Raw genomic sequence first — 14,632 nt, forward strand, 5'->3', positions numbered from 1 at the left:
TCGTCTAAGGCAACACCACATCAGTGCGTTGCTGACGTTTCGGCCCGACTTCAACAACCACCGGCAGTTCCGTGCGGTGGACCTTATTACGAACCACGCCGCGCGAGGCCAGCTTGTAGGCTCCGGGAGGCACGTCGTTCAAGGCAAAATTGCCTTCGGGGCCTGACACAGCTCGAAAGACTTTCCCAGGTGCGGTTGGCTGCGCCGGGGGAACCGCTGGATCGGCCACTTCAACCAACAACAACTGAGCACCGGAGACCGTCTTTTCACGCAATAAGACTTTGCCGATCAACGTCACCGTCTGACCTTCAACAAGCTGCTCTTGCTGCTCCAGAGAGACCACTTCGATCTCGACGCCAATGGGATCACTTTCGTTGCCAACCGCATCGATGCCTTTGACCAACAGACGCTTGGTACCAGACTTTGCACCAACGGGCACGCTCAGTGACCAACGACGACCTTGGATCTGCGACGCAGAGAACGTCGGTCCCGCTTCGGGAAATTCGCCGCTGCCATCGACGTCAAACGCTGCAATGACTTCTGTCACCGATGCAGCTTCGTCCCAGGCCCAAACTTCGAAGTCAAGCTCTTGATTGACACCGGCAAAGCTCAGACCATCGGTGCGATTGACTGGCCCGACGATCGGCGCGGCGGTATCAATCATGACAGTTGCATTTGGGAACGCCTTGGAAACTCCGTTCACTGTCAACCGCGATGTCACGTCGACTTCCAAGTTCTCCAACCGCTTGGTGGTCAGTGAAACCGAGGCGTCGGCCACTTCAGTGTCCAACGTGATCGTCCCGTCTGGCTTGGCTTTTACAAAGCCAACTCGGACCTGGCGGTCTGAATTCAGACGCACAATCGTCCCCGGGGCGGGCTGACCTGATTTTTCCAGATCCAAGCCAAGCTCGACTTCGTCAGCCTGCTGATCGAGTCCGCCAATGCGATGCTCGAACGATCCGATCGGTGCATCGATCTTCAGGTTCAAATCGATTGCGTCTGCGGCTCCCATTAAACCAGACTTGATCGTCCGCCCTTTTGCGGCGCCATCAATTTGGATGCTCATCAACGACTTGACTTCAGGCACATCGTTGCTGGGTTCATTGCAAGCCACATCATAGATGAACGCGCGAGGATAACCGTCGACGTTCAAGTGCACGCGGGCAACCTGCGGTGGTGGCGAAGGCATGTTGATGAACATGCTGGCCCGCTGAGGCGATCCAATCAACTGACCACGCATTTTGCCTTGTGCTCTGCCACCGAAATCATTGGCCAGTTCACAAGAGACTTCGACAGGCTTCCCCAGCGGAAGCTGCTTGACGTTGATCGGCTGAACGTCCACCCGAATCCGCTGATTGATGACATCATAGCCAACACGCGGGCGGACAAATCGTCTTGGTCGCTGCACGGCAAACGTGATCGGCCGCAAGGTTGACTCGCCCGATTCCAGATCGGTTAACACGACCGCCATGCCGCTGGGCATTGCTGTCGATGGAGGCCGCTGGGCATTGCTGTCGCTGGGCTCGGCTTTGGCTGCGCTGGAATCCGCTTTAGCTGCGCTGGCATCCTTGGCAGGCTTCGGCGGCGTTTCCGCTTCCGCCAATTTGGCGAATGCCACTTGACCATCGCCACTGGCGACGACCTTGAACTCCGTCAGCGGCTTGATGCCCAAGAACGCGTCGACGGGTTCGTCCCACATCTGTTGGCTAATCGGACCGCTAAGTGGATAACAGGCGACCTTGATGTTTTTCTCGATTCCCGACCGGTTGGTCACACCAAGCTTAAAATCAGCAACACGGTTGGGATAGGGTTTCCACGTCAGCCCCTGCCCGCCCGACATGGCTTGGCGTTGCCCTTGCACAGCAACCAATTCAGCGACCGGCATTTCAACGGGCAATCGTGAGCGATGAAGCAGCACAGTGGGCGCAGCAGACGACAACTCCAATGTGGACTGATCAAAGACATCAAAGATAAACGTACTGGATGCGGAAGCCCCGGGCTGGCGACGAACTTGCAACGGAATCTCAACGGTTTCTCCCGCAGGAATGTCCAACTGCGTCATGCGACGCGAACCGAACTGCGAAACTCCCGCTGTCCACGCGAACGTTGAATCCATCTGCAAACGCAACAACTGCTGCTGGTACTCAACGGAAACACTGACAGTGCGAGACTGTTGTGATGGATTGTAAAGGCTGACGTCAACGACCTGATCGTCTTGATAGCGCAGATCAATTTTCCCGCTCACGGTGACCTTCAGCGGACTGGCCGTCGCAAACTTCGTTTCCACGGCGGTGTCGTTCGGATCCGCCAGTGGCAAGGCATGGAAGGCAAGCCATTGATTGGTGCGTCGCTGTTGCCATTGGCTGGTCGACGCCACTCGGGACCGAAGCAACAGCGAATCCACATCAAGCTCTGACAATTGAAACGCGTCGCGAGGATCCAGCATGCCCAGCAGCCTCGTCGCTGCCACACGATCAGCCTCTGAAGTCGCCAGCAGGGACAGCTCGATGCCGGGGATCATGGCACTGTAGAACTGTCCCACAGCGCGTTCAAAGCCTGCCATGATTTGCGTGATCTCACGACGCCCGGCCTCTTTGTCAGACGTTTTCCTGGCTTCGTGAAACCGCTGCAACGCCTGCTCAGCATCCTTGATTGCAATCACCACCGGTGATTCATCGGATTGCTGGACGTGATACGGCATCCCCAATTTCATCCAGGCGGCAATCAATTCGGCGCGTTGTTGCCAGCGTTGCAACTCATCGGCTGCTCCAGGCTGAAGCTCAGTGCTCGCCTGCAGGTGTTTCAGTGAGCCGTCCTGCGGTGAAACATTCGCCAATTGAAAGGCTGACGCCAGCTGGTGCGACCGAGTTGGCATCTCCATCCGCACCCGCGTTCGATCAACGCCATCGCCAACCGGCGATGCCAACAGTGTCAGCGCGTTGGTGGTATCGCCAGGTTGAGGCGGCCGACCGTTGAGGCGTTGCAGTGGCTTGCTTCCACAGAACTGTTCGATCATCGCCACGGATTCATTCAGCTCGCGCGTCAAACCAGCCAAGGCATCGGCGTGTCCCTGGGCGGGATGGGACAGCAACTGCGAGGCTTGATTCATGCTGGCCAACAATGCCTGCAATTGCTGGTACGCTCTCGCCTTGGCCAAGTGATCCGATGATTCGGTGTACCAAGTCAGGTAGCTCGGCACTTTGCTAAGCGTTTGCTGCAAGGCCCACTGCGCGTTTCGAATCGTTACCAGTTCCGCTTCCGCGTCCCGGTAAAGTCGCGATGCATGAGACAGGAGTTCTTCACTCCGAATTTCCCAGTCGATACCAATTTGATCCAGCAACAGTTGTTCGGCAAAGAAACGCAACTGGTCCGCACGTTCAACGTGATCACGCACCCAGCCGGGAGAAACCAAATCGAGCGCTGCCAGTCGCTCGCCCAATAAACAGCAGCGTGCGCTCCGCTGGATCAATCGCCAGTCGATGTCGCTTGCCGCAAGCTTGCGCAGATAGACCAGATCGCGAAGGGCGACATCACTCGGCTTGGACTTGGTCTTAAACCATTGCTGCAGAGGCTTTGCATCAGCAGCCGAAAGCGTGACACGCAAACTTTCCAAGCGATTGCCTCCGCCTGGCGCGGCGGGCTTAAGCGTTGAGGGTTGCTTGACACCAGGAATCTCATCCAGCAGCTCGATCAAGGCCATGCTGGAGGCCGATTGACGCAACTCGCGCAGCATGGCAAGTTGCGATCCATTGAGTGGCTCATCCAACAATGCGGGCAACTGGTTTTCTGGCTGCTTGCTTGCAGCGGCGGGATCGTCTGCGGGAGCAGACTTCGCTTTGGTGATTTTCTCGAGGACGCCATCAACGTTTTCGGGACGATAAGCCTGTCCGCCAGCGAGTTCCTCTTCCAGCTTCAGCAGCTCGGCTTGCAACTCGTTCCACAAGTGCGGCGCGGCTTCGATCGGGTGATGAATCGGTGACAGAGGCTGGAACAACCGTTCCGCCTGATCCCGTTCCTCCCAAGCGGACTGCAAGTTCGCCAATGCCTGCTGCCGGTCTTTGAGATACTGATTGAATCGTTGATCGGCCAGTGACTCGGCAGAGACCTCTCCGCCACCGGCGGCAGACGCCGCCTTTCCTGATTCACCCTCTTGATCATTGGCAACCGCGGCATCGGAATCGCCACCTGATTCCGATGCCGCGGTAGTCGTTGCCCCGGTAGGCTTAGCCCCAGCTGTTTGGGTAGCCCCAGACGCATGAGCGGATCGGTGCCGATTGAGCACGCCCTGCATCGTTCCCGAAGCACCATGGAAACCGGCTGCATCGCCGGCGGGAGAGAGGCCGATCAGCGAGGCCACCGTCAGTGGCGCATCGGTCTCATAGAGTGAAATCAAGGTTGGATTGCTGGTCAGCTTCTCACCACCGCCCCAGAAAAGTCGAGGTGTTTGTCGGGCCTGCCGATCGCTCGCCTGACGCACCCAATTCGATGTATTGGCCGACGTAAAGGCCACCAATTCACTGAGCTGAACCTGGCGATCGCCATTTAGATCAGCCGCCCCTTGCAAACCCGCTGAAACAAACATCCCAAACACACTGCGGTTTGCGGATGGGCTTGGATACGATTGCTCGTTGTCTTGATGCGACACGTACAACCACAGTGAAGCGTCCTGTGTGGCCTGCACCGCAGCACTTAACGCCATGGTGAAATCGTTGTCAACAACTCCCAATCGCGAGTCACTGACCACCGAACCGGCGTTCAGAACAATCAACTTTCGTTTCGCGGGCACTTGGCGCACTTGCTGCAAGAAACTCTGAATCGAGACTCGCCCCAGTTCGGGAGAACGCAGATCAAAGTTGTCACAAATCAAGAAGACTTTGCCATCAACTGCGATGGTGTGAGCGTTGACGTAAAGGATCAGCTGCTCACGAGCGGAAAGTCCGGACTCTTCCAGATAACGACCAAGCTGCTTGGCAGTGGCAGCCGAAGACCAAGCCTCACTGTGATCAGTGGCAACTACCTCGGGAATCTCCGCCAAGGCCTCTAAGTCTTCGGCGACAAAAGGAAGAGGCGGCAGGTTCAATCCATCATCTGCTCGCGATCCAATCAGAACGAGATGCGTTTCCGGAGAAAAGAAGGGTGGAAACAGCATGAAGAGCAGCAACACCGATAGCAAGCCTAGCGCGGCAACAATCATGGTGCGACGAAAGCCGCGAGCCATTTGCGCTTGTTGGCGCTGCTTCGAAGAAGATCGCCAGGGTTGATGTTGCGAAGACTGCATTGGGTGGCAACTAAGGAATTGGACGTCCGTGTCACAATGTTGTGTTTGATACCTCTGTACTTCGACCACCCGGGGTTAAAACTCCGCGACCGGAGAGACAATTCCAATTATTCCGATTAGCAATCAGGCCATCATGACGCGGCCAACCATGCAGGGCTAACGCTCAGCTTGCGAACATTTGAAAGACTTGCAATCAGAAACGGATCGTGAAGGTGAACGATCCATCCAACCATCACAAGCCAACCCCATCAAGCCCCAGCATGAACACGCTTCGCCCATTGCAACGGATCAGCAAATCGCGCAGAGCGATCACTGCCGTGCTTGCACGCACCAATTGACTTGCAGCTCCCGACCGGGCTGGAAGCATTTCACGTGACAGAGATCTCTCACTGCTTGCGCGTTTGCTTTCAAATTTGGAAGCAAACGCGCAGCTCTTGCTAACTTTCTTTCAAGCTTCAATCATCAGAGGGACACTACTGAATCTTTTCCAAGTCACCCAGCATCCAAGTCTTGTAAAACGTCTTGCTCTGGGGACCATAAAGTCGAAATAGCAGAAAGAAATCTTCTCCGGTGGGAATCCAATTGGCCTCCTTGCCCTCGGGCGCCGTCGGCGCGAAGTAGACATCATAGGATCCGTCGCTGTTTGCCTGCATGGTCTCTGTATTGCGGGAGGAAAGGCCCACGCGTGGAGCGTCCCGTACAAAGTTCTTGGTTTCCATGCTGTAAACAATCACCGACCAGAAGTCCTTGGCCGGCGTGTCTTTGGGGACGTTTAGCTTGTAGGTGGACTTGCCGTCCAGTTGATTGCCATCGGAGTCGAACAATCCGGTCAGGTAGAAGGTCCCGCCTCCAAGGTATTTTGGCAAATAGGTGACATAGAAGTACTTGGCCGCCCTGTCATCGACCAGCACTTCCGTTTCAGTCTCATGGCTGAATCCGGCTTCGGGTTGCCCCGGGGCGAACAACCAGAACATCCACTGGACTTTTGGATTCCCGTCTTTGTCCTTCCACAGAGGCTCCATGCACTTGCCGGGCGTGACAAAGTAGTTCTGCATGGAGGCATAGGCAAGCAGCAGACCTTCATTGATGGCTTTCCTTTGCCGTTCAGTGGGCTCGAAGGCTTTGCCTTTCTCGATACCCAGGTCTTTGAGAAGCGAGACCATTGCCTTGTCTTGCGTGCGAATCGGATTGTTTTGTACGACATGATCAATGTCTTCAAAGAACGTGTCGTTGTAGTATGGAAGACAGTTGTAGCTTTTCTCCGTTGCATCAAGATGCTTGGTCGCTGGCGGATCAGAGGCCTCGACCAGAGAGTAGATTTTGACCCGTTTGGCGTAGTCTCCGGCATCCTTATCCGTCGCGTCACCGTAAAGCCGTGGGCGGAAGGAGAACCCGTACTCGTACGTATCCGTTTGATAGACAAAGTAACCTTCTTCTTCTAGCTCGGCTTTCGTTTTGTCTCCGTCGTATCCGGGAGGCAACAGCAGGTACCTCCCGCCGTTGCCTTTGTCGCGACCGGCTGGCCCAACGTCTTCGATGGGCTGTGACCATGCATTCAAGATGCTGCCGAAATAGCTCACCTTATCCGTGGCAGCAGGAACTTCAACGACGATCGGCCCCTGCTCTGAAGACAGTGATGACCAGCAATAGGCCGTTACATCGTTGGCGGTTAGAAAGCCGTCGTCTGAGCCCAACGGCTCGTTCAGATAAACCACATCGTTCAGATCGCCTCCCAAGTCACGCCGGATTCCCTTGACAAAGTCCACCATGCAAGCCGCTGGCATGTAATAGATCGCTGCTTGAGTAGCACGCTGGACCATGATTTTGTATTCAATGTCTTCAACCGCACGAGCTCGCATCAGAACGCCGTTGGTTTGATCAAAGCTTGTCCCCGCGGGCAGCGCAGTGTCTTGCGCAGACGCCGCCGGCGCTACAAGAACTGCCATGACAAGCAGTGTTGCCGATGCACGGAACATTGCTAAGAATCGAAACTTCATTGTCAGATCCGGTGTTGTGTAGAATTGCATGCGAGCGTCAGATTCGTTGGCGTTGCGGCACAGGCTTTATTTGACCAGCTCAATCTCACTGGGGCGCCAGGTCTTGTCGAAGAAGGATTTCAGTGGGCTGTAGAGTCGGAGGATGACGAACCAGCCCTTGTCTGGATCAGTCTGAATCCAGTTGCCTCGGTCGACTCCAGCGGGCTGTTTGGGTGCGAAGTAAATCGTTGTCGAACCGTCCGCGTTCAATTTCGCCGCTGGACTGGGATAACTCTGACTACCAGCACGCGGGTACTTTTGCGGCGTCTGCAGCATCGATCGGGACTGGTTGTCATACACGGTGAATGACCAGAAACGCGCCGCGGGGATGTCTTTAGGAAGCTCCACTCGGTAGGTCTTCGCACCATCAAAGGGGACACCCTTTGAATCGAGGTTGGCGATCAGGTACTGCGACCCAACATTGGTCAGGTACATGCACATCGCAGGAGTGATCCCGGTTGCCGTGTAAAAGAATCCCGTCCGCGAATGGATTCGGCGTGCACCTCGATTAGGCGTTTGTTTCACGCTACCATCGGCCAAGATCTCTGGCGGCGGGTTCATAAATTGGTAGCCACCCTCGAATAACATGTTCCACCACGCCGATGAATCTTCGTAGAAACGCCAGCGATCGGTCGGATGCGCTCCCATACCAAGGGTGCGTGAGGCGGCATTGCCAACCACGGCCGCCTTCTCCAGAATCTTCCTCATCCGCGCATCGGGGGCAAACGTCTTTCCCTTGACAATGCCGATCGCCGCAAACTGACCAGCAAGTTCGGGATCCAACGCCTCAGCAGGTTCCATTTGCACAAGTTCATGAAGCATTTCAAAGTGACCGAAGTCGTTGGGTGCTACCGTATTGAGCACGAGTCCTGATCCTTCGACGAAGCGCGGCGTGGTTCGCTCTGGCATCGTTTTGCTCAGCGGAGCATCGCCTGCTAAGTAACTCGCAACGCTGTTGCCAAAGCCACCCGGTTGATAGGGATAGATTTTCAAGGCTTCTTTCGTCCGCGCGATGGGAGGCCCCGGGTCGTTGTTCTCCAGAAATGCCCGAAACAACATTGTAACGTGGTTCGTCCGTGACTTACGAACAAAGTAGCCACCTTCAGGGAGAGGCCCGTCATAACCAGGACCAACCAGCAGAAACGTTCCCCCCTGCCCCTTGTCCGGACCGGCGAGCCCAAAATCGCCGACCCACCGGAACCAAAAGTCATCAAAGATGCCCAGGACCATCGGAGGCGTTTCCACGACCAGCGGTCCCGAACTGAGATCCAGATTGCCCCAGAAATACACCGTGTCCGCATTGGCCGTTAGAAGCAGTGAATTGGAATCCAGCAACTTCGATGTATAGAAGAAATCCCCGTCCCTAATTCCCACATCCCCTAGGCCTTTTCTCAGTGCATAGAGTGACACACCCTGAATCGAATTCATAAACGCCTCCACCCCATGAAGGTAATCGAGTTCATCGTGTACCTTCTGAGCCGTCTCGACAGTGGGATAGCCATCGTTGAAATCCAGGTCGCCAAGATTCGACTGAAGATGATCTGGCGTTGTGATTTCCCCGGGGAGGGCATTTTGAGAATAACCATCAGACTGCATGGCCAATGCAAACGCAAATGAGATTAAAGCATAGAAGAATCTGTTCATCGACAATTCCAGTGGTGCGTGGTTGTGGTCGCTAGCTGTTCGATCGAAGTCATTGGAGCAACGTCGTTTCGGTCATCAATCCAGCTTGGGAGTCCGGCCGAAACACTTGAGTGCCAGCCCTCGTCTCGATTGCGTTGGCGTCTGGATCGTTTCGGCAAGTCTATCAGTGTATCCCGGCCGACCAGTGCACTCGGCGAGGATTAGCCCGCAATGCGGCGAATCCGAGGGCGAACATCCAGGAATCCGACTTGATTGCCATGGGGCATCTGCCGCTTCGTTCGCAAAGGGATGCAAGCCTGCTTGCGAGACGTCCCGCGCCATGCGGCGGTGAAAGAGGTTGGAGATCGAAACCGCAGTGTGGTATCTTGGTCGGTGTCAAATCAGGCTCTTGACGGTCTTTTTGTCACGATCTCTCAGAGAAATGGACAGCGCATTCATCGAATGAGTCCCCGGGGGAAGGTGACGAGCGTGACCTGAGAATGACAGGGCTGACCTGCAACGATGTCCGACGCACTGACTGAAATGGATAAACAGGGACGGAGACTTGAACTGGGAAGTTGGAGCATCGACGATGAGCAAGCTAGATAGACGTGACCTGTTGAATTCGCTAGGCGCGACCTGCGCGACCACCGTGATCGCATCCCAGGCATTAGCCGCTGCCACGAGCCCGCGCCAGCCGATCAGACTGGGAATGATTGCCGATCTTCATGGCGGGCTTGCTGTTGATGCGATGGCGCGACTGGATACTTTTCTATCCGCGATGCAAAAGCAACCGTGCCACGCCTTGGTGCAAATGGGTGACTTCGCATATCCCAATGCGAAACATCAGCCATTCGCTGACAAATTTAACGCCGCCCATGAACAACGGATTCATGTCATCGGTAATCATGAATTTGATCATGGCTTAGGTCGCACAGATTGCTATTCGGCGTGGGGGATTCAAGCAAGCTTCTATCGTCGTGATGTTCAAGGGCTCAGGCTCCTGGTCTTGGACGGCAATGACACTGGCTCACCAACGCACCGTGGTGGGTATCCGTCTTTTATTGGTGATCGCCAAAAGCAGTGGCTGGACCGAGAGCTCCGCAGTAGTGATCGGCCGGTGCTGATCCTTAGCCATCAACCGCTTGCCGGCACCTCAGCCATTAACAACGCCAAAGAAATCCAAAGCCTGCTAGCCAAGCACCGATCCAAGGTGGTTGCGTGCTTCAATGGGCACAGTCACGTCGATTCGCTTGTGCAGATTGATGGGGTCTCTTACTTGCATCTCAATTCGGCCTCCTATTTTTGGGTCGGCGGAAAGACGCGAATGGCTTACTACTCCAAGTCGCTGTTCACAACGGTCACGATTGATCCGGAATCAGCAAGCCTTCGCGTGGAGGCATCGCATGCTGAGTGGAAGGAGCAGTCGCCGAAAGAGCTCGGCTATTTCGAGAGCAAGAATCGCCCTCCAGAGTCACTCGTCACACCACAGATTCGCGGCCGCAAGATCACGACCGCCCGTTCACAGTAGCGACCACGGTGGTGGTTCGCTGTAAACGAAAATCTGCGTTGCCCGTCCTGCACGCGATATCATTCGTCGTCTTTTGACTCGGCAATTGCCTTCGCAAACTGACTTTTGCCGCCGACGATTGGCAAGCTAAACGAGGTGGCGTCCAAATCGATGGTTAGTTCAGTGCCGGGATTTGGATGAAGCGTAAAGTCACGATCGCTGGAGAAAATCATCAGGCCAATTTGCTGGCCCTTTGCAATGACCTGATCGTCGGGCTGAAGATCGAACTTCATTTCATAGAACTTACCAGGCTCAAGCGGCTCGCTTTCGCGAATCGATCGATAGTTCTGTGGATCGGCCCACCCGCGAGTGATGATGTTGTCGGTGATCTTGGCCCGATTGCCATCAGCCCATGGCAATGAAACGAGCCAGACCGAAAGGTTGGCTGCGGGTTTGTTGCTGGAGAGCTTTATCGAGATGCTGGGTGTGCCGGAGAGATGAAGGGGTTGCGTGAGCGTTGGGGTGACATAAATCAGACGATGGTTCGTCCATTCAGCCTTGGCCAGCGAGGCTCCACTGAAAGAGAAGTTATCGACCAGCGTTTCAGTCCCTTGGTTCTCTGCAGGAACCGTTGTCAATTGGCCGCGTTGAGGAGCTCCCGAAGAAAGGTAGAACGTGACCGGTGACGCATCGGGATTGGGGTAATCGGCATAGGGCGTTGGCTTGTCACGCGCATCTTGCTCACGAACAATCCACGCACGCGGGTCCTTCTCGACGTCATTCTCAACGCCGTGCAGATAACGCGTGAACCAGCGATTCATCATCTTCATCGGGGGTGGCCCACCGTGCCCTCCCTGATGAAAGAAGACCTGAGCTGGAACCTTTTTCGCTTTCACTGCTTCGTAGATACGCACGCTGTGCTCTGGAACGACGTTCCAGTCGTTGAAGGCGTGTGCCATCAGAACAGCGGCGCGTAACGGCTCGATGTCGTTCAGGTAATCGCGGCCTGCCCAGAAGTCGTTGTAGTCCCCGTTTTCGCGGTCAAATCCTTTCGCCATTTCCAGATCACGGACGTTGCAGTCACAATACTTGCGCCGCGGTTCGTTACCACTGTGGATGAAGTCGTATAGAAAGTCGATGTCCTCGCCCATGTACCCATACGGATGCCGGATCAAGCCATTGGATCGATAGTAATGGTAATAAGAAGTGTTGGGTGCGACGGGAATGATTGCTTCGAGTCCTTCGACGCCGGTGGTTGCTGCGGCAAGAGGAATCGTGCCGTTATAGGACGTTCCCGTCATGCCGACTTTTCCCGTGCACCAGTCCGCGACCACTCTCTGGTCTCCGTCAGGTGTCTTGAAGCCCTTGCCACGACCGCAAAGCCAGTCGATCACGGCCTTGGGTGCAAGTGACTCGTTGTCACCGCCGACCGTTGGGCAGCCTTGTGACAATCCAGTCCCGGGTGATGAAGAATGAACGACAACGTATCCGCGGGGCACCCAGTCCTTGGTGTGGGACTTTGAAATGATCGGACGCATGCCCTTCAGCTTCACCGCTGGAAAGTGCTTTCGCTCCGGCGGCGTGTCCCCCAGCTCATGCCTTGGATCCCAGAAATACTCCTGGCCGTTAATGCCCGTCCCGGCGAAGTAAGGACTTGAAACGTAAACCACTGGCAACTTCAGTCCTTCGCTTTCCGTTTGTCGCGGACGCGTGACACTGACGTGCATTCGATCCAACTTGTTGTCACCGTCGGAATCGAATTCCGTTTCCACCCACAGGTCTTCCCGGATCCAGAAATCGGGGTCTTGGAAAGCTCGAACGATCTGGGCTTCGCCGTCTTTGAAAACGGGCACGGCAGGCTCTGCCGCAACAGCCCCCTCAGTTAACGCCAGTGCGTTGAATCCCAGTGCGGCAACGAGCGTGGCGACGAAATGCGAGAGTTCGAATCGAAGATGAGGCGTTGTCTGTCTCTTCATGAATACCAAGGATGGGCTGAAGGGGTGGAGTCGAGCCGGATGTGAAGTCTTTGCTCCCCTAGCTTAGGCACCAAGGACGGCCGATTAAAGACAAACTGTTGCCAAATTGCCCACGAAACCTCCGTCGGAATCCAGTCGTCCCAGAATGACGCCACCAAATGATCGAATGGCGTCATCCCCGCAAACGCTCGCTGACTCGATCGAGCAAGCCGCCACGGCGATCGACAGCCTTGGCGAGCAGGAAACCAGCTGGCCCCTTGGGCCCGGCCGTCGCCACCGTTGGCCTTCATGGATCAACGGCATCGGACTGCCAACATGCCATCGGGGTCGGCGGCATCGTCGTTGCCTGCGTGGCCCTTTCGCTGCTGCTGGTTCGTTTCATGGACCAACGAAAGCGTTTCATTCGGTTATGATTGAGTGCTTAATAGCGTGACTGATGCATCCAAAATTTTAGATCGCCGCGAACAAGTTTAAGAACATGATTCTCCAACGACTGATTGCACTTCTGCCCTTCCTGCTGTTCGCCGGCAACCTTTCGGCGGCCCCCAAGAATGTCGTCTTGATTTGTGTCGACGATCTGAATGATTGGGTCGGCTGCATGGGAGGACATCCGCAGGCCAAAACACCGGCCATCGACTCCTTGGCAGCGCGGGGCACCTTGTTCACCAATGCACACTGCCAAGCTCCGATCTGCGGACCGTCGCGAGCCTCGCTTCTATCGGGTCGCTATCCGCACGAAACGGGGCTTTACGATCAGCCTCGCGGCAAGGGGAAGATGACGGACGATGCCAAACACTTTCGCGGACAACTGCTGACGGAGTACTTCTCGCGACATGGATACCAGACGCTCGCGGCCGGAAAAATCACACATGGCTATCCCTTGGCGACGGCCGTGAACAAGGCCGGTCCGTCTGGCTCCTCCGGACCGAAACCCAAGGGACCGAAACCGCCCGCTGATGTGCGTTTCAATTTTCGCCCTGACTATTCCCAGCCGTTCACGGGCACGCAAACGGACTGGGCCGCCTTTCCCCAGCAAGATGCGCAGATGCCTGATTACCAGACTGCCAACTGGGCGATTGCGGAACTGAGTCAACCGCGAAACACTCCGTTCTTTCTAGCCGTCGGATTTCACCGGCCACACGTTCCATTCTACGTTCCGCAAAAGTGGTTTGACCTGCACCCGCTGGACCAGGTGATCCTTCCCGAAATCAAGGACAACGACCTGGATGATGTTCCCGCAACGGGAGTGCGTGTTCACGAATTGCCGCGTTATCCGCAGCTGCCCTGGCTGCGCAAAAATAACAACGAGCAGTTGCGAAAATGCACCCAAGCCTACCTGGCCTGCACGACCTTTGTCGATGCACAGGTTGGACGAGTGATCCAGGCGATTAAAGAATCGCCGCAAGCGGACAACACAATCATCGTGCTCCTTTCAGACCATGGCTATCACCTTGGCGAGAAAGCTCGCGTGTCAAAGCACAGCCTCTGGGAGGAATCGACGCGTGTGCCTTTGATCATTGTCGAACCGGGGAAGCACAAACCGCAAGTGTGTTCGCGTCCCGTCGGGCTGATCGATCTTTACCCGACGCTGCTTGAACTCTGCAGTCTTCCAGAACGCCAAGCCAACTCCGGCAACAGTCTGGCCCCGTTGCTGAACGAACCAACCAATCCCACGGTTGAATGGCGGAAATCAATCCTGACCACCTACGCTCGTGGGAATAACAGTTTGCGCAGCGAGCGTTTTCGCTACATCCGATACCACGATGGATCAGAAGAACTCTACGACCATCGCAATGATCCAAACGAATGGACGAACTTAATCGACCAGCCTGACCATCAACACAAGAGCATTGTCACCGAATTTCGCTCGCAACTTCCAACCAACGAAGCTGAGTACCACCCTGCGGTTGGCTTTGGCGCGGTCAATGCTTGGTTTAACCAATTCTACCAGCAAATGCGACAGGACCGATGAAGCAACGAATTGTCTGCCCCATCATTGTCACTCGGTACTTTTGCAGTGGCATCGTCAGTACACAGACAGCAGCTATAGCAACGGTTTTGAATACCGTTAGCACACGCTACAGACAATGGGTGCTGGCCGGGCCGGAGCAGGATTTCAAGAGCTAACCCGTGGACCAACGTTACCGATTGCTGAAGCGACACGCACAACGGGCGACCAGTCGATTTGAGAAGGCTATCGATCGACCAG

Annotated in this window: 7 protein-coding genes; 3 read left to right on the forward strand and 4 right to left on the reverse strand. The window is 55.5% G+C overall.

What is annotated here, in order from left to right; translation table 11 throughout:
* Positions 1-4: 4 nt before the first annotated feature.
* The 3 genes from SV7mr_RS17030 to SV7mr_RS17040 all read right to left on the reverse strand — a co-directional run bounded on the left by SV7mr_RS17030 (position 5) and on the right by SV7mr_RS17040 (position 8,958).
* Positions 5-5,278: a hypothetical protein gene (locus SV7mr_RS17030; protein ID WP_419187515.1), complete on the reverse strand. Its 5,274-nt coding sequence runs from the start codon at positions 5,276-5,278 to the stop codon at positions 5-7.
* 473 nt (positions 5,279-5,751) lie between these two features.
* Positions 5,752-7,275 carry a DUF1214 domain-containing protein gene (locus SV7mr_RS17035; protein ID WP_419187516.1) on the reverse strand — a complete coding sequence of 508 codons (1,524 nt, stop codon included), beginning with the start codon at positions 7,273-7,275 and terminating at the stop codon, positions 5,752-5,754.
* 66 nt (positions 7,276-7,341) lie between these two features.
* The gene (locus SV7mr_RS17040; protein WP_145274846.1) at positions 7,342-8,958 is read right to left on the reverse strand and encodes a DUF1254 domain-containing protein; all 1,617 of its coding nucleotides are present in this window, start codon (positions 8,956-8,958) and stop codon (positions 7,342-7,344) included.
* A gap of 571 nt (positions 8,959-9,529) precedes the next feature.
* Between SV7mr_RS17040 and SV7mr_RS17045 the strand changes: the two genes are divergently transcribed.
* Complete coding sequence (locus SV7mr_RS17045; protein ID WP_145274849.1) at positions 9,530-10,468, forward strand: metallophosphoesterase family protein; 939 nt, start codon at positions 9,530-9,532, stop codon at positions 10,466-10,468.
* Positions 10,469-10,527: 59 nt separating this feature from the next.
* Here the strand turns inward: SV7mr_RS17045 and SV7mr_RS17050 are convergent, their stop codons facing one another.
* Complete coding sequence (locus tag SV7mr_RS17050; protein ID WP_145274852.1) at positions 10,528-12,423, reverse strand: Xaa-Pro dipeptidyl-peptidase; 1,896 nt, start codon at positions 12,421-12,423, stop codon at positions 10,528-10,530.
* 478 nt (positions 12,424-12,901) lie between these two features.
* Between SV7mr_RS17050 and SV7mr_RS17055 the strand changes: the two genes are divergently transcribed.
* Together SV7mr_RS17055 and SV7mr_RS25530 are read left to right on the forward strand one after the other, a co-directional pair.
* Entirely contained in the window at positions 12,902-14,395 is a 1,494-nt protein-coding gene (locus tag SV7mr_RS17055; protein ID WP_145274855.1) for a sulfatase, read from the forward strand.
* Complete coding sequence (locus SV7mr_RS25530) at positions 14,392-14,550, forward strand: hypothetical protein (protein ID WP_419187517.1); 159 nt, start codon at positions 14,392-14,394, stop codon at positions 14,548-14,550. Before SV7mr_RS17055 ends, SV7mr_RS25530 begins: the two co-directional genes overlap by 4 nt.
* Positions 14,551-14,632 lie beyond the last annotated feature (82 nt).

Source organism: Stieleria bergensis (genome assembly GCA_007745635.1).
GTDB lineage: Bacteria > Planctomycetota > Planctomycetia > Pirellulales > Pirellulaceae > Stieleria > Stieleria bergensis.

What these genes read in the sequence shown, in the direction of transcription:
- SV7mr_RS17030 (WP_419187515.1), bottom strand. Translation starts at nt 5,278, where the DNA reads ATGCAGTCTTCGCAACATCAACCCTGGCGATCTTCTTCGAAGCAGCGC.
- SV7mr_RS17035 (WP_419187516.1), bottom strand. Translation starts at nt 7,275, where the DNA reads ATGAAGTTTCGATTCTTAGCAATGTTCCGTGCATCGGCAACACTGCTT.
- SV7mr_RS17040 (WP_145274846.1), bottom strand. Translation starts at nt 8,958, where the DNA reads ATGAACAGATTCTTCTATGCTTTAATCTCATTTGCGTTTGCATTGGCC.
- SV7mr_RS17045 (WP_145274849.1), top strand. Translation starts at nt 9,530, where the DNA reads ATGAGCAAGCTAGATAGACGTGACCTGTTGAATTCGCTAGGCGCGACC.
- SV7mr_RS17050 (WP_145274852.1), bottom strand. Translation starts at nt 12,423, where the DNA reads ATGAAGAGACAGACAACGCCTCATCTTCGATTCGAACTCTCGCATTTC.
- SV7mr_RS17055 (WP_145274855.1), top strand. Translation starts at nt 12,902, where the DNA reads ATGATTCTCCAACGACTGATTGCACTTCTGCCCTTCCTGCTGTTCGCC.
- SV7mr_RS25530 (WP_419187517.1), top strand. Translation starts at nt 14,392, where the DNA reads ATGAAGCAACGAATTGTCTGCCCCATCATTGTCACTCGGTACTTTTGC.